The organism is Pseudomonas sp. NFACC25 (assembly GCF_900100935.1).
Taxonomy (GTDB): Bacteria; Pseudomonadota; Gammaproteobacteria; order Pseudomonadales; family Pseudomonadaceae; genus Aquipseudomonas; species Aquipseudomonas marginalis.
This window is the reverse complement of the sequence record NZ_FMUC01000001.1, coordinates 154918-176713: the sequence shown is the minus strand read 5'-3', so window position 1 is coordinate 176713 and position 21796 is coordinate 154918. Positions and strand designations below refer to the sequence as shown.

General features: G+C 63.0%; 15 protein-coding genes. 7 read left to right on the top strand and 8 right to left on the bottom strand.

All coding sequences use genetic code 11. The features are described from left to right. Positions 1–46: 46 nt before the first annotated feature. The 3 genes from BLQ09_RS00805 (at position 47) to BLQ09_RS00795 (ending at position 3461) form a co-directional block, all read left to right on the top strand. Positions 47–817, top strand: coding sequence for a DUF4198 domain-containing protein (locus tag BLQ09_RS00805; RefSeq protein ID WP_256568419.1), 771 nt, complete (start codon positions 47–49; stop codon positions 815–817). 28 nt (positions 818–845) lie between these two features. Next, the gene (locus BLQ09_RS00800; protein ID WP_092354764.1) at positions 846–2051 is read left to right on the top strand and encodes an acetyltransferase domain-containing protein; all 1206 of its coding nucleotides are present in this window, start codon (positions 846–848) and stop codon (positions 2049–2051) included. Positions 2052–2120: 69 nt separating this feature from the next. Continuing rightward, on the top strand, positions 2121–3461 hold the full coding sequence (locus BLQ09_RS00795; protein ID WP_371914485.1) for an OprD family porin: 1341 nt from the start codon (positions 2121–2123) through the stop codon (positions 3459–3461). A 7-nt stretch (positions 3462–3468) separates the two neighbouring features. Here the strand turns inward: BLQ09_RS00795 and BLQ09_RS00790 are convergent, their stop codons facing one another. Next, on the bottom strand, positions 3469–4293 hold the full coding sequence (locus tag BLQ09_RS00790; protein WP_092354758.1) for a 5'-nucleotidase, lipoprotein e(P4) family: 825 nt from the start codon (positions 4291–4293) through the stop codon (positions 3469–3471). A gap of 105 nt (positions 4294–4398) precedes the next feature. Between BLQ09_RS00790 and BLQ09_RS00785 the strand changes: the two genes are divergently transcribed. The 4 genes from BLQ09_RS00785 (at position 4399) to BLQ09_RS00770 (ending at position 9653) form a co-directional block, all read left to right on the top strand. Beyond that, positions 4399–5124 carry a response regulator transcription factor gene (locus BLQ09_RS00785; protein ID WP_081744477.1) on the top strand — a complete coding sequence of 242 codons (726 nt, stop codon included), beginning with the start codon at positions 4399–4401 and terminating at the stop codon, positions 5122–5124. Further along, entirely contained in the window at positions 5124–6467 is a 1344-nt protein-coding gene (locus tag BLQ09_RS00780) for a HAMP domain-containing sensor histidine kinase (RefSeq protein ID WP_092354755.1), read from the top strand. The genes BLQ09_RS00785 and BLQ09_RS00780 overlap by 1 nt, the downstream gene beginning before the upstream one ends. A gap of 97 nt (positions 6468–6564) precedes the next feature. Next, positions 6565–8790, top strand: coding sequence for a TonB-dependent siderophore receptor (locus BLQ09_RS00775; RefSeq protein WP_092354752.1), 2226 nt, complete (start codon positions 6565–6567; stop codon positions 8788–8790). Beyond that, entirely contained in the window at positions 8790–9653 is an 864-nt protein-coding gene (locus BLQ09_RS00770; RefSeq protein ID WP_043293750.1) for an alpha/beta hydrolase, read from the top strand. Before BLQ09_RS00775 ends, BLQ09_RS00770 begins: the two co-directional genes overlap by 1 nt. A gap of 6 nt (positions 9654–9659) precedes the next feature. Here the strand turns inward: BLQ09_RS00770 and BLQ09_RS00765 are convergent, their stop codons facing one another. From BLQ09_RS00765 to BLQ09_RS00735, 7 genes are all read right to left on the bottom strand, one after another. Beyond that, complete coding sequence (locus BLQ09_RS00765) at positions 9660–12173, bottom strand: fimbria/pilus outer membrane usher protein (RefSeq protein WP_092354749.1); 2514 nt, start codon at positions 12171–12173, stop codon at positions 9660–9662. Between the two features lie 85 nt (positions 12174–12258). Continuing rightward, a complete protein-coding gene (locus BLQ09_RS00760) occupies positions 12259–12999 on the bottom strand; it encodes a fimbrial biogenesis chaperone (RefSeq protein ID WP_092354746.1) in 741 nt (246 codons plus the stop codon). Positions 13000–13076: 77 nt separating this feature from the next. Further along, a complete protein-coding gene (locus BLQ09_RS00755) occupies positions 13077–13682 on the bottom strand; it encodes a fimbrial protein (protein WP_065940259.1) in 606 nt (201 codons plus the stop codon). 196 nt (positions 13683–13878) lie between these two features. After that, complete coding sequence (locus BLQ09_RS00750) at positions 13879–14526, bottom strand: response regulator (RefSeq protein WP_027607481.1); 648 nt, start codon at positions 14524–14526, stop codon at positions 13879–13881. 23 nt (positions 14527–14549) lie between these two features. Beyond that, a complete protein-coding gene (locus tag BLQ09_RS00745) occupies positions 14550–17723 on the bottom strand; it encodes a hybrid sensor histidine kinase/response regulator (protein WP_092354742.1) in 3174 nt (1057 codons plus the stop codon). A gap of 83 nt (positions 17724–17806) precedes the next feature. Further along, entirely contained in the window at positions 17807–19000 is a 1194-nt protein-coding gene (locus BLQ09_RS00740) for a response regulator cyclic di-GMP phosphodiesterase PvrR (protein WP_092354739.1), read from the bottom strand. Next, the gene (locus BLQ09_RS00735; protein ID WP_027607484.1) at positions 18987–21785 is read right to left on the bottom strand and encodes an ATP-binding protein; all 2799 of its coding nucleotides are present in this window, start codon (positions 21783–21785) and stop codon (positions 18987–18989) included. The genes BLQ09_RS00740 and BLQ09_RS00735 overlap by 14 nt, the downstream gene beginning before the upstream one ends. Between the last annotated feature and the right edge of the window lie 11 nt (positions 21786–21796).

Genomic DNA, 21796 nt, shown 5'->3' with positions numbered 1-21796 from the left:
CGACAGCCTTGGGTTGAACACCACCAATCGGAGCGAAAAAATGCGAATGAGCAACGCAAAAGCACTGTTGGGTTATGGCGCGTTCATGTTGGCAACCGCCAGCGAGGCGCATCAGATTTGGTACGAACAACTTCCCGGTCAGCCCTTGGCCTTGTACTACGGGGAATATGACAAGAACGTGCTGGAGGTCACGCCGGGGGGAATGGACCGGTTCAGGCAACTGCGGGCGTGGTCGATGGCCGACCGGTCGGCACCGCTGCAGCTGATCCAGCAGCGCCAGGCGTTCCTGCTGGCGGAGCAGCCCGGGCAAGAGGATTCGCTGCTGGCGCAAGACCTGCACTATCCGATGTTCGATGTGCAGGAAGGCGCCAAGACCGTGAAAGCCGCCTGGACCCCGGCCACGCGTTGGGTCGGTGACCTGCGGGCCCGTAGCCCGGAGCTGACCCTGGATATCGTCCCCACCGGCGTTGCCGATGCGGGCGGTGCGCAGTTCCGGGTGTTCTACGCGGGCAAGCCGCTGACGGGCCAGGAGGTTCTGCTGGAAACCGCCTCCGGTGAAGTCTTCAAGCAGCGCAGCGATGCCGCCGGCAACGTCAGCTTCGCGCTGCCCTGGCAGGGCACTTACGTGGTGGCCGTCGAGTACCAGGACAACAGCCCTGGGGAGCGTCTTGATCCGGCGGGTAAACCCGAGCGGTTTGACGTCAAACGCTTCAGTTCGACGTTGTCGTTCCACCGCCGGCAAGGCCAGGCGCCGTTACCTCGCGCGCCGTCGCAACTGCCGGCATCGGAAGTCGCCAGGCTGAAAAAGTCAGCCTGATTCATTGCCTCCTTCATGAGTGATTGATATGACCCTTTCTTCAGGATTGGCCGGTCAGGCGGGCACTGTTGCGCCGACGCTTGCCCGCACGAACGTCACGACGGCCACACGCATGCTGGCTATCGATGCGCTGCGTGGTTTTGTGATGCTGTTGATGCTCATCGACCATGTGCGCGAAACCTTCTTGCTGCACCGGCAGGTCACCGACCCGATCGACGCCTTGAGTGTCACCCCGGACCTGTATTTCACCCGTATGCTCAGCGAGATCTGCGCCCCGGCGTTTATCTTCCTGACGGGCTTGTCGGCCTGGCTCTACAGCCAGAAACACAGCCCCCGCGAAACCTCGGTGTTTTTGCTCAAGCGCGGGCTGTTCCTGGTGTTCCTGGAAATCACCTTCGTGTGCTTTGCCTGGAATGCCGAATTCCCACCCAAGACGTTGTGGCTGCAAGTGATCTGGTGTATCGGCCTGTGCATGATCGTGCTCGCCGGTTTGCTGCACTTCAAGCGCGCCTGGCTGATCGTGCTGGGGGTGGCGATTGTCGCCGGGCATAACCTGCTCGACGGCGTGACCGTCGGGCCGGAGTCGCCGTTCTTCGTGCCCTGGTCGATCCTGCATCAGCGGGTGTTTATCGACATTACCGAATTCACCCGCGCCCGCACGACGTACCCGATATTGCCGTGGATCGGTGTGATCCTGCTGGGCTGGGGCATCGGCCCGTGGTTTGGCAAGGCAATGCCGTCGGCCGAGCGTATCTCGCGCCTGGTCAAGCTGGGTGCAGGCCTGCTGGTCGCGTTCGTGTTTATCCGCTACCTCAATGTGTATGGCGAGAAACCCTGGGTGCAGACCGGTGATGCGCTGCGCACCTTCATGAGCTTCATGAGCGCGAAGAAATACCCGCCGTCGCTGATGTTCCTGATGCCGACCCTGGGCCTGTCGCTGCTGCTGTTGGCGCTGTTCGAGAAGTGGCAGGCCCGCTGGGCCACTGCGACCCTGGCGATCTACGGTGGGGCGCCGATGTTTTTCTACTTGCTGCACCTCTACGTGCTCAAGGCCATGTACCTGGTCGCGCTGGCGATCTGGGGCGCCAACCAGGGCACCTACTACGGGTTTGACGACCTGCCCATGGTGTGGTTGTGGAGCGTGATACTCGGGGTGTTGCTGTTCTTCCCGACACGCTGGTTCGCCGACCTCAAGCAGCGTCGTCGCGACATCGCGATGCTCAAATACCTCTGACGGAACCAACGGTGTTCTGCGCCCTGCGGAACACCTTTGCCTGACACGTTCTGGAGTCAAATCGTGAAGATGCTATCGACCCGCACCCTGCTATTGGCATTGGGAGGGCAGAGCCTGCTCGCCTTCGCCGCCGAACAAGACACCGCCAACGGCTTTATCGAGGACAGCCAGTGGAACCTGCTCAACCGCAGTGTCTACGACCGCCGCGACTACCAGCATGGCGCCCTCAGCAACGGCGCACGCAACGCCTACAAACCTCGATCCCAGCGCAGCGACCTGGCGGAGGAATGGGCCTATGGCCTGATGGCTGACTACGCCTCGGGTTTCACCACCGGCACCCTGGGTTTTGGCCTGGATGCCCACGTTTATTCCGCCTGGCAATTGGACAGTGGCGGTGGGCGCGCCGGGAAGGCACGGCTATTGGCGGTGGACAATGACGGCCACCCCAAGGAGCAGTTCAGCCGCGGTGGCGCAGTTGCCAAACTGCGCGTTTCCTCAACCGAATTGCGCTACGGCGAGCAGCGGGTGAAAACCCCGGTGTTTGCCTCGTCCGACAGCCGCTTGCTGCCCGAAACCGCGACGGGATGGTGGCTGACCAGCCGCGAGTTGCCGGCCACCACCCTGTTCGCGGGGCACTTCAATGAGAGCACCGACCGCAACGCCAGCAGCCATGACCGAGGGTTTGTCGTCAACTATTCCAATGGCAGGCAAGGCGATCGCTTTGACCTGGTGGGCGTGCGCAATACGGCAATCAAGGGGCTGAGCGCCAGCGTGTTCAGCGCTGTCTATGAAGACACCTGGCGCCAGCATTACCTGGGGGCGGTCTACACCCGGCCGCTGTTTCCCGGCCAGGCACTGACCGTTGACCTGAACCTGTATCGCACCCAGGACACCGGCAAGGCGTTGTCCGGGCGCATCGATAACACCACATGGAGCCTGCTCTCGACCTATCGGTTCGGTGCCCACAGTGTGGGCGTGGGCTATCAGAAAGTCAGTGGCGACACGCCGTTCGACTACGTGACGCGCGGGGCGATTTACCTGAGCAACGCCGTGGCGCTGTCCGACTTCAACGCCCCACGGGAGGCCTCGTGGCAGGTCCGTTATGACCTGGACCTGGCGGCCCATGGCATGCCCGGCCTGAGCCTGGCGGCGTTGTATGTACGCGGCAGTGGCATCGACGGCCGCCACATGGATCCTCGCGGCGGCTACCAATGGCTCGGCTACGGTGATGGGGGCAGGCATTGGGAACGTGACCTGCAGGCACGCTACGTGGTGCAGTCCGGGGCCGCGAAAAACCTCGCCTTTACCCTGCGCCATGCCGTGCACCGGGGCAATGCGGCCCAGGCGGAGCTGGATGCCAACCAGATCCGCCTGGCGGTCGAGTACCCGTTGGGCGGGCGCTTGCACTAGGTCGGCGTTACTCCTGCAACTGCAACGCCTGCTGCTTGAGCTGGCGTTTCTGCGCGAACGGCAGCTTTTCATCGTCCCCATAGGGCGCGCTGTACCAGTTGCCGTAAGTCGGGTTGGGCAGCAAAAACCAGCGCTGCCCGAGCCAGTTCACATAGGGTTCGACCGCCTTGCGCTGGGCCTCGAGGGTGTTGCGTTCGGCCTGGACGAAATCCCCCAGGGAATCACCGGCCATCAACAGCACGCGAGCCTGGCTGGCGACCCATTGGCGGCGGCAGTTCTTGCCGTAGCCGGCGCTTTCGCAGTGCCCGGTGGGGGTGCTGGCGGCGAGCACCTGTTGATTGCTCTCCACCGGAAAACCGCGCAGGCGCAGGTTGGTCACAGTGGCCCCGACCTGGCTGTGTTCGCGGTTGGTCAGGTAGTAAACCTGGATGCCTTTTTGCTTTGCCGCTTGCAGGAACGCCACGGCACCGGGGAGGGCCTGGGCCTTGGCCTGGTCGACCCAGGTGTTCCAGCGGTCGTAGCCATACACCTGGTTATGGATGACGTCGCGGGCATTGAGCGGCACGTTGTCCAGCAGGGTTTCGTCAATATCCACCACCACTGCCGGTGGCAGGCCGCTCAGGTTGCGGGGCGGGAAGGGCAACGCGTCCCAGCTGGGATCGGCCAGGGCCACGTCGAGCTGGCGGGTGGCGTTGGCGAACACCTGGCGATAGATCAACTCGTGTTCGATGGAGGTCTGGGTCCAGAGTACGGCGTCGAGCTGGTCGTTGGCCGGCGGCGTTTGTTGGCAGCCTGCCAGCAGGCACAGGCTGGCGAAGATCAGGGGTCGCATGCAGAGGTCTCGCAGGGAAAGGGCGCGTGGGCCGCACCTTAGCCTAATCCCGCGTGGATTCACCACATTGCGAAATGTTTCGCCGGATGCGAAACTGACGTAATTGTGAATACTTATCATCTAGCACCAACCTTATCGCCGGCCCCGCGCATCCTGATCATCGAGGATGACGTGGAGCTGTGCACGCACCTGAGCAACCATTTGAGCCGTCGCGGCTTTGCCTTGAACAGCACCCATTGCGGCGACCAGGGTTTGGACCTGGCGCTGCATTCGCCGGTGGAGCTGATCCTGCTGGACATCATGCTGCCCAATGAAAGCGGCCTGAATATCCTTGCACGCCTGCGGCATGCGCGCGGCACCCCGGTGATCCTGATGTCGGCGCTGGGCGCCGAGCAGGATCGCATCACCGGCTTCAGCCAGGGCGCCGATGACTACTTGCCCAAGCCGTTCAGCCTGGCGGAACTCGATGTGCGCATCGACGCCTTGCTGCGTCGCGTGGCGATTGATTGCGGGGTCGCGAAACCGCTCGCCCGGCATTCCACATCGGGACTGGACAGCGACGCACGCGATTTCACCTGTAACGGCCGCGCCGCCGGGCTGACGGCTTCGGAATTCCGTCTGTTGTGCACGCTGCACGCACACCGGGGCGAGACGCTGAGCAAGGCTTTCCTCTACCAACAGGTGCTGCATCGCCCCTACACCCGCCTGGACCGTGGCCTCGATGTGCATGTGTGCAACCTGCGCCGCAAGCTGGCGGCCATCGATGTGCAGGGTATTCGCATCGACGCGGTGCGCCATCAGGGCTACGTGCTGCTGTGCGACAGCGCCTGATGCCGCGCCGTCATCCGCTGCTGTGGAAAATGGCGGCGCTGCAAGTGTGCTTCTGCCTGCTGCTGGTGTGGCTGGTCTGGAGCTGGGGCTTGCAGGTGGAGCGCAACACCTACTTTCTGGAACAGCCGGATCGCATCGCGCTGGCTGCGTATGCCGCCGAGGCGGAACAGCTGGCGGCCCGCGGCGATGCCCAGGCGCTGGAGCGCTGGCGACTGGCGTTGCAGCAGCGCGAGCACACCTGGGTCGCGGTGCTGGATGACTACTTGCACAGTCTGGGCACCACGCCGCTGACGGCCGAACAGGTCGGCCACCTGACTTTCATGCGCAAGCTCAGTTGGCCGATGAGCAAGCGCCTGGACGATGAATTGCCCTACGTCAGCATCGCCTTCCCCCAGCACCCCGAGCGCGGTCGACTGGTGATGCAATTGCCGGAGCGCCTGTTGCCACCGGGCCTGACGCCCTGGACCCATGTGTTGAGCCACGGCGTGGTACCGGTGCTGTTGGCGCTGGGCCTGGGGTTGCTGCTGTATCGCCATTTGGTACAGCCGTTGAACGAACTGCGTGAGCGCGCCAACGCCTTGAGTGCCGGCGACCTCGAGCCCCTGGCCAGCAGCCGCGTGACCCAGCGCCCGGACGAATTGGGCGAGCTGGCACGCGCCTATGAACACATGGCGGGGCGCCTGCGCCAGAGCCTGCACCAGCAACGGCAATTGCTGCGCACCCTGTCCCATGAAATCCGCACACCGTTGGCACGCTTGAAGATCGCCAGTGAAAGCGGCCTGTCGCCGGCCCAGCTGGAGCAGCGCCTGGGACGGGAAGTGGAGGAGATGCGCCGGCTGGTGGACGACTCCCTCAACCTGGCCTGGCTCGACACCGAAAAACCGCGCCTGGAAGCTGAAAGGGTGGTGGTGGCCTCGGTGTGGGAAGCGCTGGTGCAGGACGCGCATTTCGAAACCGGCTGGCCCCTGGATGCGCTGGTCTGCGAGCTGGACAGCGCCTGCCAGGTGCACGTGCACCTCAACAGCTTTGCCCAGGCCCTGGAAAATATCCTGCGCAATGCCATCCGCCACTCACCGCAACACGCCGTGGTGCGCTTGAGCGGCGAGCGTGACGGCGACAGCTGGTGGCTGGTGATCGAAGACCAGGGGCCGGGCGTGGCCGAAGGCGATCTTGAGCGCATCTTCGAAGCCTACCTGCGCCTGGATGGCACGGTGGGCAGCGGTTTCGGCCTGGGCCTGAGCATCGCCCGGCGCGCCATCGAACTGCAGCACGGCCGGCTGTGGGCCAGCCAGGGCACTCAAGGTCTGCGCATGAACCTGCGCCTGCCCGCGGCGAATGTTTAGAAAGTTAATGTTCTTTACTCGCAATTGCATCTGATTATCATCGGCGATCTTTGATGGCCCACCGCTATCGGTCGGGCTGACGTTTGGAGATCCGCGCATGTTCCGCTTGTCCCTGCTTGCCGTGAGTATTTGCAGCCTGTTGCCCGCCAGCAGTTTCGCGGTTGAAACCGAAGCCCCCGCGCAGATGGAGCTGCCGACCCAGACGGTACTGGGCACCGCACAGGAAGAGATCAAGCAGATGCCCGGCGTGTCGATCATCACCGCCGAAGACATCAAGAAACGCCCCCCGGCCAATGACCTCTCGGAGATCATCCGCACCATGCCTGGCGTCAACCTCACCGGTAACTCCAGCAGCGGCCAGCGCGGCAACAACCGCCAGATCGACATCCGCGGCATGGGCCCGGAAAACACCCTGATCCTGGTGGACGGCAAGCCGGTCAGCAGCCGTAACTCGGTGCGTTACGGCTGGCGTGGCGAGCGCGACAGCCGTGGTGACAGCAACTGGGTGCCGGCTGACCAGATCGAGCGCATCGAAGTCATCCGTGGTCCGGCGGCGGCGCGTTACGGCAACGGCGCGGCAGGCGGCGTGGTGAATATCATCACCCGGCAACCGGGCAGCGAAACCCACGGCTCGGCGACGATCTACCACAACTTCGCCCGGCACACGGCCGAGGGTGAGACCGAGCGCATGAACTTCGGCCTCAACGGCCCGCTGACCGACACCCTCAGCTACCGCGTGTATGGCAACATCGCCAAGACCAATGCCGACGATGCCGATATCAACAGCGGCCATGAGTCCGTGCGCACCGGTAACCAGGTCGGCACCTTGCCGGCGGGGCGCGAAGGTGTACGCAACAAGGACGTCAACGGGCTGCTGAGCTGGCAGTTCACCCCCGAGCAGACGCTCGACCTGGAAGCGGGGTTCAGCCGCCAGGGCAATATCTATACCGGCGATACCCAGAACACCAACAGCAATGCGAATGTGAAGAGCATGCTGGGCCATGAGACCAACATCCTCTACCGTGAAACCTATTCGGCCACCCACCGTGGCGAGTGGGATTTCGGCAGCAGCCTGGCCTACCTGCAATACGAAAAGACCCGCAACAGCCGCATCAACGAAGGCCTGGCGGGCGGCACCGAAGGCATCTTCGCCAACACCGATTTCTACACCACTGTGCTGCGCGACCTGACCGCCCACGGCGAGGTCAACCTGCCGCTGCACGCCGGTTTCGAACAGGTGCTGACCCTGGGCACCGAGTGGGTCGAGTCGCGGCTCGACGACCCGAGCGCCAACACCCAGACCACCACTGCCGGCGGCAGTGTCGCAGGGCTGACCAGCACCAACCGCAGCAGTACCTCGTCGTCACGCATCTTCTCGGTGTTCGCCGAAGACAATATCGAGCTGCGCCCCGGCACGCGCCTGACGCCGGGCCTGCGCCTGGACCACCACGACATTGTCGGCGACAACTGGAGCCCCTCGCTGAACCTGTCCCAGGTGCTCACCGACACGCTGACCTTGAAGGCCGGCATTGCCCGTTCGTACAAGGCGCCGAACCTCTACCAGCTCAACCCCAACTACCTGCTGTACAGCAATGGCCAGGGTTGCTATGGCTCGACCAAGAGCTGCTACCTGCAAGGCAATGCCGATCTCGAGGCCGAAACCAGCGTCAACAAGGAGCTGGGGATCGAGTACCGCAATACTGCCGGGGTGGTCGCCGGCCTGACGTATTTTCGCAACGACTACAAGAACAAGATCGAGTCCGGCCTGACGCCGGTGGGCACCGCTTCGGGCGGTTCGGGCACCACGGCCAACGCCAATATCTTCCAATGGGAAAACGTCCCCAAGGCACTGGTTGAAGGGCTCGAAGGCAACCTCACGTTGCCGTTGGCCGAGTCGCTGACCTGGACCAACAACTTCACCTACATGCTGCAATCGAAAAACAAACAGACCGGCGATGTGCTCTCGGTCACGCCCAAGTACACCCTCAACTCCATGCTCGATTGGCAAGCCACCGAGGCTCTGTCCCTGCAGGCCAGCGTGGCCTGGTACGGCAAGCAGACCCCGAAAAAGTACGATTACCACGGCAACCGTGTCACCGGCACCGGCAACAATCAACTGTCGCCCTATGCCATTGCCGGTGTGAGCGGCACCTACGCCATCAGCCAGCATCTGAGCGTTACCGCTGGCGTCGATAACGTTTTCGACAAACGCCTGTGGCGCGAGGGCAACGCCCAGGGGGTGAACAACATCGAAGGCGCGGGGGCGGCGACCTATAACCAGTCCGGCCGCACCCTGTACACCAGCCTGACGGCGTCGTTCTGATGGGGCGCGCGATCTTCCTCGCCTTGCTTGTCACCCAGGGCGCCCATGCCAGGCCGGCACCGGACCAGTTGATGGACGCGCCGGTATTGCGCGAAGCCAGCGCCTACCGTTTCAGCACCCTGGAACTGGACTCCGCCGATGGTGCGCGGCACTACCGCATCTGGCTGGGGCAACCGCCCAAGGTCAGTGCCGCCAACCCTGTGGCGTACCTGTTGGATGGCAACGCGGCGATGGCGGCACTGGATACCGAGCTGTTGAATCGCCTGTCCCACCACCCGACGCCACCGGTGCTGGTGGCGGTGGGGTACGCCACGCCACTGCGCATCGAACGCAATGCCCGCACCTTCGATTACACACCGCAGGTGGGCGAAGGCATGCAACGCGACCCACTGACGAATGTGCCCAGCGGTGGGGCCGATCAGTTCCTCGACCTGCTCACCCGGCAGATCCGGCCCTTGATCAACCAGCGCCTCGCCGTGCAGCCTGCGCGCCAAGTGCTGTGGGGGCATTCCTATGGTGGGCTGCTGGTGCTGCACACCCTGCTGACACGCCCGCAGGCCTTTGATGAGTATGCCGCCGCCAGCCCCTCGCTGTGGTGGAACAGTGGGGTGATCGAGGCCGAAGGGCTGGGCTTGCAACAACGGCTGCAGGGCCGGCGGCCGAGGCTGTTGCTGATGCGTGGCGACGCAGAACCCGCCGGTCCGACGAGGTCGGCCACGCCGCAGGATGATGCCGCGGCCAAGCGATTGCTGGTCAGGCTGCAAAGTGTCGAGGGGCTGACTACCCGCTACCAGACCTTTCCCGGCCTTGGCCATGGCCCGATGTTACCCGCGTCGTTGCGCTATACCCTCGAACACCTGTAGGCGTCATCAATCGGGTTGGCACACCAACGGCTGTCGCTCGTAGTTCAACGCCTTGTTCTGTGGCGCCAGCACATAGCTCGCACGGCAACGCTGTTCGCCCCACTTGATGGTCAGGGTGCCCCGGTCCTGCTCAACCAGCGCCAGGGCATTGCCGTTCGGGTCGGCAATTGCCAGTTGCTTGCCGTTGGCATCTTCCAATGAGGCACCAAACGACAGCGGCTTTCGTTGCGCATCAAACAACTCGAACAACACTCGCCGTCCGGTGGTGCCACTGTAATGCGCGACGACCACGGCCCCCCGGCGCGGTACCAGTTGCTGGGTGGCGTTGGTGATCTCCACGTTGCCCCCCAGGTCGCGGGTGTCGAGGCTGATCCAGTTCACCCGATAAGGTTGCGCCGTCGGGATCACCGCATAGCCGTTGGATCCGGTTTCCACACCGCTGTAACTGCTGATCTTCGCCCCGGAGATGCCCGGCACTTGAGCCAGCGCGAAGGTCTCGCTGACCGTTTGCCCCAGGTTGATACCGCCGGCATGGGCCACCACCGAACCTGCGAGGTTGACGTTCTGCGAGGTGTAGCCCTGGCCCTGGCTGTAGCCGAGGCTGACGTCGGCCACGGCGGTACGGCTGTTGATATTCACCGAGCCGGAATCGCCGCTGGTATCGCTGTGGCCCGCCTGCACCGAATAGAACGTGTCGCTGGTGTCGGCGACATAGCCGTTGATCCCCGCCTGGGTGGTGGTGTCGCCGTGTTGCCGGCTGGTGGTGACAAAGGCGCGTGGCGCGCGCGCTTGGCTGCCCAGCGGGAATGAGACGGACAGGTTCAACTGCGTGTCGCTGCTGGGTTCGCCCCAGGTGACGATCTGCTTGGTGCGTGTCACGCCCAGGTTGTAGCTCAGGTCGCCCCAGTGGCTGGTGTAGCCGGCGGAAAAACTCTGCGAGCCGCCGCGATTCCAGTAGCGCTGGTCGCTGGCATTCACGTACAGGCTGCCGAACGCACTGTTGCGTCCCAGGCTCTGGTTGATGGTCAGGTCGGTTCGGGTTTTTGAATGCCCGGTGCGAACGCGCACGTCTTCGCTGAGGTCCTCCACGTGGTCGGTGAGGGTGCGGTAGCCCTCGGTGGAGTAACGGTAGGCGGCCAGGGTGAAGTTGGTGTCGGTGCCGGCGAAGGTCTTGGCATATAGCGCACGCACGCTGCTGCCCTGGGTGGTTTGCCCGCGTGCCTTGCTGGACGAGTGGGTGGCGTCCAGGGAGAACGCGCCCAGCGAGGTGTTCTTGCCGGCGCCGACCGACACGGCGTTGTAGTCCTCGCTGGCCTGCAAACCGACGATGCCGCTGAGGTTGCTGGTCAAGCCGTACGCCAGCGTGCCACTGAGAAAATGCGGGGTCGCCAGGCCGTCGGCGTTGCTCTTGAAGGTACCCGCCGAAACGCTGTATTTGACCTGGCCTTCACGCACCATGATCGGCAGGCTGGAGAACGCCTGCATCGTCACGCGGCGGCTGCCGTCGGCTTCGGTCACGGTGATTTGCAGGTCGCCGTTGGAGCCGCTGGGGTAGATGTCGTTGATCTCGAACGGCCCTGGCGCGACGTTGGCGGTGTAGAGGATGTAGTCGTTCTGGCGAATTTCCACGGTCGCGTTAGTTTGCGCCACACCCCGGATCACGGGCGCATAGCCGCGTTCGCTGTCGGCGCGCATGCCTTCATCGGAGGCCAGTTTCAGGCCGCGATAGCGCACGCTGTCAAACAGGTCGGTGTCGGAGAAAATTTCACCGGCGCTGAACTGACCCTTGATCGCCGTCACATCATGCTGCAGGTAGGTGCGGTTGCTGGTGTAGGTGTTCGAGCGCCCGGTACCGCCACTCAGGTTCGATTCGTTGCGCAGACGCCAGGCGCCGAGGTTGATGCCGTTGCGCAGGCCGAGGTTATTGGCGATGCGGGTGTCGTAGTCGCCCGCAGTACGACTGCTGTTGAGCTGGTAGTTGATGAAGGCGGCGGGGACGCCTTCGTCCCACAGCTGCGGGTCGACATAGCCGCGCAAGCCACGTTGCATGGCCACTTGCGGAATGCTCGCCAGCAGGCGCAGGCGGCTGCTGTCATAGCGCACGTTGGCCTCTTCGATTATCTCGGCCAGGGCGTAGCAGTCCTGCGGGTGATGCGGGTCGAGTTTGCCCTCGGCCTGCAAGCGGGCCAGGTCGATGCCCAATTGCTTGAGCAGGTCGAGGTTCAGGCAGGCTTCGACGCGACCGTTGTGGGGGTTGCGCTTGAAGTCGATATCGCGCCGGCCCACCAGCACCTCGTTGCTGTACAGGTCGACGCGGTAATTGCCCGGCAACACGCTGTTCGCGGAGAGCAACTGCTGCAGGTCGACGGTGGACTGTGCACCTTGCAGGAACGTGGTGTTGAAGCGCTCCGCAGGCTCATCGGCCATTGCCCAGGCCGGCAGGCTGGCGGCCATCGCGAGCGACAGTGTCTTCAACGTCAGTGCGCCGTGCGCGGGCCTGTTGCTGGAAAAAAAAGACATGCGAAGACCTGTGACATCCCGGGTTGGCGAACAGGCGGGCACGCAAACACGCACGCGAGGTGAGCCTGTGGATTAGAAAAGGGGCTTAGGGTTTGCGGCGTGATTCCGTGGCGTGCGCGGGGGCGGCAGCACCGACGGCCAGGGGCGCGGTGTACGCGTTCTGTGCACCGTAGTCATTGATGCTGGAAAACGACAACTGCACCGGCCCGCTGGCAGGCGTGGCGCCGAGCGGGAACTGTTTCTCCTCGCCGGGCGCGATCATGGTGGAGTCGCTGGCCAGTTGCGCCTGCACTTTGATGTCGGCCATGGACACGTGGTAGAGCGTCGGGTTTTTCACCCGCAGCAGGGTCTGTGCGCCATGTCTGGCCAGGCGCCACTCGAGCTGCGCTGGGGCCTGCAACGCACTGCCTGCGAGGCCGGCAGGGCGGTAGAAAATCTTGATGCGTTGGCGGATCGCCAGTTGCAGGGTGTTCTCGGCCTCGCTGGCCTTGGGGATCTCCTGCACGTTGAGCCACACCACCGACTCGCGGTCCGTGGGCATGCCGGCGCCCTCATACAGGATGCGCAGCAGTTGCTGTTCCTTGGCGAACACCCGCGCCAATGGTGGGGTGACGGCAAACGGTGCGCGGCTGCCGCTGGCATCGTTCATGTCGACCCAGGATTGCACCAACACGTCCTGGTTACCGTTGCGCACGGTGATATTGGCTTCCCTGTGGGCGCCATCGAACACGATACGGGTGGCATTCAGTGAAATGCTGGCGGCGGCCTGGGTAGCCATAAGCATGCCCAGCAGCACCAGGCTCATGGCGATAGAACGAGGCGGCATGAGGGGTATCCGGTGTCATCAAAAAGGGAATGGCGAGGCCGCATGGCCTCGCGCGTTCGGTGCACGGGGCGCCGGGGTTATTCGTATTGCAGGATGAACGGCAGGGTTGCATCACCGCGACCGGCGGTGGACGCACCGGCGGCACCGGTGGTGACGTAGGCCGCCGCGAAGCTCAGGGTAGCGTCGCCGCCTTCAGTGCCTTGACCGTGCATGGTGCTTTCGATACGTGCGGTGGCTGGCGAGCTCAGATCGATCAGCGTGCCTTTGCTGTCCAGGAGGGCGATACCGACGTTTTGCGCGGTGGCCGAACCCGGGTTCAGGGCCAGTACGTTCTTGCCGGTCACCAGGCCCGAACCGCCGTTGTTGGCGTCAAAGATCATCGCCACCTTGGTGCCCTGGTTGCAGTTGACGTTCAGGTTGAAGTCTTTGGCGGTAACGCGACCTGCGGTTGGGTTTTCCGCGGTGCCCATGTCCTTGATCGAGACGTTGCCCATGTCGACCGAGATGGTGCGATCGGAGTTGGCGCCGTCCACCGAGCAGGCGTCGTTGTTGATCACGCCGGTGAAGGTGATTTTGCCGCTGCCGCCCAGGGTAGGAGTAGGCGCTGCCGTATCGTCGGCGAACGCACTGCCGGATGCGGCGATAATGGCCGAGGCGATAACAGCCAGGGAAAACTTCTTCATGATGATGTCCGTTAGTGTTAGTTGGAGAATGTAACTACTGAACTGCCAGGAAAGAGTAAAAGGCGAGGTCGTTGACCAGAATAAGACGATTCTTATAAGTCGAAACTCAGGCGCACTGGTTACGCGTCAAGAACAGGCGGGGAGTCTGAAAATAAAGGGCGAAGCCATTGTCGGCGAATGGCTTGCGAGTGGTTCTTTAGTTGAAAATGTTACGCGCCAGGCAATAAGCGAGCAGGTCTTGGTCGCTGTTGACTTCAAGTTTGCGCATGGCCGATATCTTTTGTGCGCTGATGGTTTTTGAACTTCGATTCTGGCTGCGTGCAATATCACTGACACTCATGCCGGAGATAAACAAGCGCAGGATCTCGAACTCTTTGGGCGACAAGCTGGTAAAGCGCTCGTCGAAGTCGGTGAGGGTTTCGATCACTGATGTCTTGGGCGGTTCCAGGCTGCGATAGGCGCTCTGCTGGGCAATGGCCTGGAGTGCCAGTTGAATCTCGGTGTGCAACTGGCTTTTCTGGATGATGCCGACCACACCCAGCTCTTGCAGGCGGGTGAGAATCAGGTGGTTGGAAATCATCGTGAGGATCAGGACCTGCACTTGTGGGAAATGCCGTTTCAGGTATTCCACCAACTTCAGGCCATCGCCGTAGGGCGAGTCGCCCGGCATGTTGTAGTCGGTGATCACGATGTCGGCGCCCTGGCGCTGCAGCAAATCGATCAGCCCGGCCGAACACACGGCCTCGCCGACCACTCGAAAGCGCGTGTCGCGTTCCACCAGCTCGCGAACGCCCAGCAACACGATCGGGTGATCGTCGGCGATTACCACGTTGAATTTTTTCATAAGGGGCCGTCCGTAGTGCCGGTTCAAGTGAGTGAAGAGTGCCCGGGCTGGAGAGTCTCCAGGACGGCCGACAGTCGCTGCATGACCGCTTTCACCTTGAGCGTAAGGTCAGTGTCGAGGCTGCCACGGTTAAGTGCGCTTTCCAGTTCGATGCAGGCGTGGGCCAGGTCGAGCGCCTGGACGGCACCCAGGGCGCCGGCCAGCGAATGCAGGCGTTGGCCAAGACCGTGGGCGTCGCGCTGGGCCAGGGCGGCGTCGATACCTTGCAAGTCCTGCTCCACGCTGCTGATGAACAGCGGGCGCATTTTCTCCGATAACTGCACGCTGTCGTTGAATGACGCGGTGGCTGGCGCAACCGGCGGCTTGACCTTGCACAGCTTGATCAACTGGCCACGCAAGGTTTGCAGGCTCAAGGGCTTGACGATCCAGGCGTTCATGCCCACCGCCAGGCAGCGCACGCCTTCCTCGCGCATCGCATTGGCGGTCACGCCGACGATCGGCAACTGCGGGTCGTGCTCGCGCAGGGCCCTGGCCAGGTCATAGCCATTCATCAACGGCATATTCACGTCGGTCAGCACCAGGTCAAAGGCGTGCGGTTGCCACAAGTGCAGGGCCTGCTCGCCATTGGCGGCCAAGGACACCGAGCAACCGAGTGCTTCCAGCTGTTCCTTGATAATCGCCTGGTTGACCGGGTTGTCCTCGGCCACCAGGATATGCAACCCCAACTGCCCGGCACTTTGCAGGCGCGTCGCAGGCGGTTGCTCATGCTTGCCGTGTTGTGCCAGCGAGACCGTGGCGGCGATGGCACGTACATCGTACATATCCACCCTCCAACCCTGGGCCGTGTGCAGCGGCGGGCTGTGCGCACCTGGCAGGCACAGCACGCGCTGGCCGACCCAGGGCCGCGCGGGGTCGCTGGCGAACAGGTCCACCAGCACCGCGTGGCGATTGTCCTGTTCCTGGGTGGGCGCCGCCAGCGCCGCCGCAATGCCCAGGCGGTTGAGCCAGTCACTCATTGACTGTGCCAGCTCGCGCACCGGTGCCTGCACATACACCGGCGTCGGGCTGGGCTCGATCAGCGGCAGGTTGGTCAAGGCACCGCCACACAGCGGCAGGCGCATTTTCAATGTGAAGCTGCTGCCCAGGCCCGGCTCGCTGACCACTCTGATCTCGCCGTCCATCATCTGCGCCAGCCACCGGCAGATCGGTAATCCCAGCCCGGCGCCGCCTTCGCTGGCGGTGTCCGGTGCCTGGTAAAACAGATCGAACAGCTTGGCCTGCTGCGCCTCGGGGATGCCCACGCCGGAGTCGGTGACTTGCCATTCCAGCTCAACGTGGTTGGCGTCCTGTGCCGTGACCCGGGCGCGGATCACCACGCGGCCGATGTCGGTGAACTTGATGGCGTTGCTCACCAGGTTATTGAGAATCTGGCGAATCCGCATCGGATCGCCCATGACGCAGTCCGGCAGTTGCGGGTCTATGCAGCTGTAGAGCTGCAAACCCTTGCGCTGGGCGAAGGCGGCGTAGGTGTGCAGGGTGTCTTCGAGCATGTCCAGCGGGCAGAAATCCACGGCTTCTATCGCCATTTGCCCGGATTCGATTTTCGACACATCGAGCACATCGCTGATCAGTTGGAACAGCGTGCCGGATGAGCGCTGGATGGTCTGCAGGTAGGTTTTCTGGTGCGGGTCCAGATCTGTCAGCCCGAGCAGTTCAAGGGTACCGAGCACGCCATACAGCGGTGTGCGGATTTCATGGCTCATGGTTGCCAGGAACAGGGTCTTGGCCTCGTTGGCCGCATCGGCGGCGCGGCGGGCGTCTTCCAGGGCCTGGGCGTCATCGATATGACGGGTGATGTCGTTGAACGCATACAGGCGCACGTCTTCGGCCTGGTAGCGGGTCGACACGAAGCCGATCTGCAGGTGCCGGCCTTCGATCTCCAGGTGCGTCTCGCCGCTCTCAGCGCCCTCAGGTGTACCGGCCATGGCCGCTACCAGGCATGCGGTGCCCGGCCATTGCTGGGCGCGCTGGTTTTCGATAAGCACCTTGCCGTCGCTGCGGCGCACCACGCATAGGCCGGTGGGTGCGGTGTCGATGATCACGCGGCTGAACGCCACGCTTTCGGCAATGCGCTCGTGGGCCAGGCGCGCCGGGTTGATTACCTGGCGCCGATACCAGCGGCTGCCGCCCCAGCCGAGGGTGATCAGGCCGCCGAGAAACAACGCCAGGCTGCTCAGCGGCCACAGCGCAGAGTGGAAGAAGTGCGCGTAGTTCAGGCCGTAGACCGCGCTCCAGGGCCGGTCACCGGCCTGGGTCATCTTGAATTCGAAGCCATCGGCGTTGAAGTGCACGCCATCGCTGAGCGATGCGTCGACGTCGGGCCCGGCCAGCCGCTGGCCGTCGGGCCCCATCAACGTGAGGCGATCGAATGCCGAGTGATCCAGGGCGCGCTGTACATCGTCGACCCGCGACAGGTCGAGCAAGGTGCCGACTACCGCCTGCTCCTGACCGCCAAGTGGCAGGCCGATATACGCCAGCAAATGTTCGGCGGCGGGACCGGCTTGCCAATACACACGGTTTTGTTCCAGGGGCTGGGGCGTCTGCTCCAGGCGTTGTTGCACTGCGTTGACCAGCGCCACCAGGTTGCCCGTGTCCTCTGTGCTTTCGCGACGTTGGTAGCCCACGGACGGCACGGTAATGGTGTAGTTCGCCTGACGATTGAACAGGAAGGTTTGTGGTGCCTCGTAGGGCGACGAGGACCAGAAGGCGCTGTAGTAGCTGGTCAGGTGGGCGCCCAGCGCGAAAATCTGCGGCCGGGCAGCGACATTGACCTGTTGCTCATCGAACTTGGCGCTGAAGGGCACCGAAAACGAATACTTCTGGCCTTCGTACAGCGTGCGGTGGTTGTCGACCATGCGGCTTTTCAGGCTGACCTGCACATGGGTGGCACGCAACAGTTCGGCCTGGATGCCCGGGTGGGTCAGGCTCTTGAGATAGGACTCCTGCTCCTGCAGGTTTTCCATCAGCCGCGCGAAGTGAAAGCGCGTGGCGCCGTAGCGGGTTTCGATCCCGCGTTGCAGTGACCAGTAGTTGGTCAGGACCAGCAGCAACGCGATGCCAATCAGCACCATCAGGCCTTTGTTCAGGCGCAATGAGCTGCGGGTGAAAGCTTCGAGGATCGCGTTGTTGTGCTTCATCAAGGGTTTCCGCGGGCGCAGGATAAATCGGCACTGGATGGAGCTTACTCCTTAATACGGGGTAAATAATCCGGGGCCGGCTGCTAGTGAGATGTCGCAGGGCCATCATTGTTCAGTAGTTGTTGAAATTGATCCGGCGACACCGCGTGGGAGATCAGAAAACCTTGCACCTGGTTGCAGTCGATCTTGCGCAGGAGCGCCAGTTGCTGGGGCGTCTCCACCCCTTCGGCGACCACGGTCAGGCCGAGTTTGCGGCCCAGCGCGATGATGCTCGCCAACGCCTGGGCAATGCCTTCGTTGTCATGGCTGCCCTGGACCAGCGCCTGGTCGATCTTGAGTTCGGTAAACGGCGTGGACACCAGGTTCAGGTACGAGCTGTAGCCCTTGCCGAAATCATCCTGGGACAGCCCGAACCCCTTGATGCGCAGGCGGCAGGCACCGGCATAGAAGTTACTGATGTCCTGCGGTACCGAGCACTCCATCAACTCGAAGCAGATCATCCCCGGGATGCCATCGTGGTGCAGCACGAACTCCAGCAAACGGTCCGCCAGGTCGTGGCTGTTGAGCAGGTGGGTGGGCAGGTTGATCGACACCGGGATTTCATAGCCACGCTGGCGCCAGTGTTCCTGGGCGTGGATCGCCTGCTTGAGCACCAGCCACAGTAGTCGTTCCTCCAGTTCGAAGGCCTTGATCGCCGGCAGGAAGGCACCCGGCAGCATCACGCCTTGCTCGGGGTGCATCCAGCGCACCAACGCTTCGGCGGCGACGATACGGCCGTTGGCTAGGGATTTTTTCGGTTGGAACCAGGCCTGGAACTGGCCGGCGCTCATGGCCTGGATCAGGCTGTGACGGTCGATGTCCACGTGCTCGGGCATTGCGGGGGAGGGCTTGCACACCCTGTTCCTGAGTTGTTCCACCAGGCTGCGCAACGCATCGGCGGCAACCGGTTTCGAGATCAGCCCGATCACCTCCACATCGAGGTTTTTTGCCACCAGGCTGGCCGCCATCAACATGCGTCGCGACGCAGCGCTCATGATCGCCAGCGCCGGCTTGCAGCGCAGGCTGGCCAGGCACTGGATAAACTGCATGCCGTCCATGCCGGGCATCAGCAGGTCGGTCAGTACCAGGTCGAAATCCCGCTGGCGCAGCTGCTCCAGCGCTTCTTTGCCATCCGCGGCGGTTTCGAGCATGAACTCCCCCAACTCACTGAGCAGGTGCTGCAGGTAGATGTGCTGCAGGGGATGATCCTCAACAATCAAAATACTAAGGGGCTTCATGGGTGATCCGTGCATAAGGCGCCAGGGAGTTGAATAGAGCCCGCAACGCAAAGGGTTTGACCAGGCAGTGGTTCATGCCGGCGGCCAGGCACAGGTCGGCCTCGCCGCGCATGGCGTTGGCGGTGGCCCCGATAATCGGCAACGGGCAGCCCTGGCGGCGCAGTTCGCGCGCCAATTCATAGCCGTTGATATGGGGCATGTTCACGTCCGTCAACACCACGTCGAAGTTGCCGGCGGTGTACAGCTGCAACGCTTCCCGGCCATCGGCCGCCAGCTCCACGGTACAGCCGAGCTCTTCGAGTTGGTCACGCAGTATCAGCTGGTTGATGATGTTGTCCTCGGCCACCAGCAGGTGCAGGTTGAGTTTATTCAGGTCACGCTGGCGCGTGTGCTCATCGGCGCGGGCCACCCACAGCCCTTGCGCCTGGCTGACGGCCTGATGAATAGCGCCCAGGTGGTTGAGGTTGACGTGCCAGGCACCGGCGTCGGCCTCCAGGGCCGTGCAGGCGTTGCTGCTGACGTGAATCACCGGGCCCGGCCACTCGGGCACCAGCAACGGGTCGATGCTGCCGGGGTGCACTTGCAGCAGTAGATGATTGTCCGCCAGGGTCGGCAGGCCGGTCTGGGCCCTGGCGCCCCAGCGACGCAGCCAGCCACTGACCGAGTTGGCCAACTCCGGAATCGGCGAGGCCACGTAGATAGTCTCGGCCAATAGGGGGGGCATGGGCGGGGTGGGGGCCTCTTCCAGCGGCAGGATCAGACTGAAACTGCTGCCCAGGCCGAGTTCGCTGACCATGCGGATATTGCCGTTCATCAACTCCGTCAGGCGTTGGCATATCGGCAGGCCCAAGCCGGTGCCGGCGACCACATTGGTGTTGCCTTCACTCTGGTAGAACGGTTCGAAAATCATCGCCTGGTCTTCCTGAGCGATGCCTTTGCCGGTGTCCGAGACTTGCCACAACAGGCTGGAACGCTCGCCGTCGCGGCCCAGTACTTTGACCCGCAGCACCACGCGCCCGTAGTCGGTGAACTTCACCGCGTTGTTGAGCAGGTTGTTGAGTATCTGACGGATGCGCGTCACGTCGCCGATCAAGCGTTCCGGCAGCGTGGGATCAAAGCAGGCGTACAGTTGCAGGCCCTTGCCCTGGGCGGCTGCGGCGTAGCCCTGGATGATTTCGTGGACCAGGTCCAGGGGCGAGAATTCGCTCAACTCCAGGGCCAGTTGCCCGGCCTCGATCTTCGACACATCCAGCACGTCGCAGATCAACTGCAGCAGCGTCGAGGAGGAGCCTTCGATGGCATGCAGGTAGTCCTTCTGCTGGGCGTCCAGTTGCGTGCGCGCCAGCAATTCCAGGGTGCCGAGCACGCCATACAACGGTGTGCGGATTTCATGGCTCATGGTTGCCAGGAACAGGGTTTTGGCGGCGTTGGCGGCATCCGCCGATTGGCGTGCTTCTTCCAGCGCCGCCTCGACTTGCTTGCGTGCACTGATATCGCTGAACGCGCAAAACAGCACGTCCTCGCCGCGATAGCGGGTGGGGGCGCTGCTCAGGTACAGGTGGCGGCCGTCGATGGTTTCGAAGTAGTCACTGTGTTCGCTCGGCTCGCAGGCAAAGGCCTGCTCGATCCAGCCGGCGCGCAACGCCTCACGCTCCGGGCCGTGGCCCAGCCACTGTTGGGCCAGGGTGTTTTCCAGCACCACCTGGCCGTCGGTGCGGCGCAGCACGCAGAGGGCAACGGGCGCGGTCTGGATCACGTCGCGGCCGAACGCCTCGCTTTCGATCAAGGCCTGGATGCGATGGATCGAAGGGATGATGAAGCGCTGGTCGACGCGGCGCATCACCAGCCAGATCAACGTCAGGCTGAACAGGCAGAACAGCAGCGAGCCGAGCAACTGTTTCCACAGGCCGGTGACCACCGCGCGCAGGTCGATGGAGTACATCAGTTGCCAGTCCGAGGACTTCAGATGCTTGCGGATCACCAGGTGGTCGGGCAGGAAACCACTGCCGACAAACCCGAAAAAATTGTCTTCCCTGGGCTTGAGGCGTTGCTGGCTCAGCTGTGAGTCGTGACTGTTGGTGAAGACCAGCATGCCCTGGGAGTTGAGCATCATGAATTCGCCGGCGCTCTGGTCGCTGAGGGTCTGGGACACTTCGCGGCTTTCCATTTCCAGGCCCAGCCAGCCGGAGCGAGGGTCGCGCTCATCCAGGCGAATGAAGATGTAGAGGTGCGAGTGCTGCTCGGTCTTGTCGCTGAGCCACAGCTCCTTGAGTGTGCCCGGGTCGCTGTTTTGCAGGGCCTTGAGGCGGTTGAGCATGCATTTGGAAATCGGCAGCACCTGCGCAGTGGAGTCGTACAGCCGCGTCACCTGTGGGGTCGGGCCGGTGTTCACGTAGAGCAGGTTGACCTGCTTGGCCTTGAGGTAATCGCGCATGCGCGTGGTCAGCCAGATGCTCCACTGGTTGCCTGGCGTGTCACCCAGTTGCAGGTGTTGTTCCTCCTCCGAGGGTGGATAGATCCTTGCCTGCTTGCGCACTGCGGACAGGCTGAGGCTTTCGAGCAGGGCCTCGCGGTTGGTGAAAAAAGTGTGGGCTTCGGCGATGGCGCTGCTCATGTAGCCGCGGCGCTGGGAGATGTCGTTGTTGAACGTCGACAGTAGAAAGGTATAGACCCCGCTCAGGATGCCGATCAGCAGTACGGTCGCAAAAATACGAAGCAGCCTTCTGGCTGCTTCGGGTCGGGAGAGGACGGGGTTGATCTGGAGCAGATAACTTTTCAATCGCATCGGCGCACTTT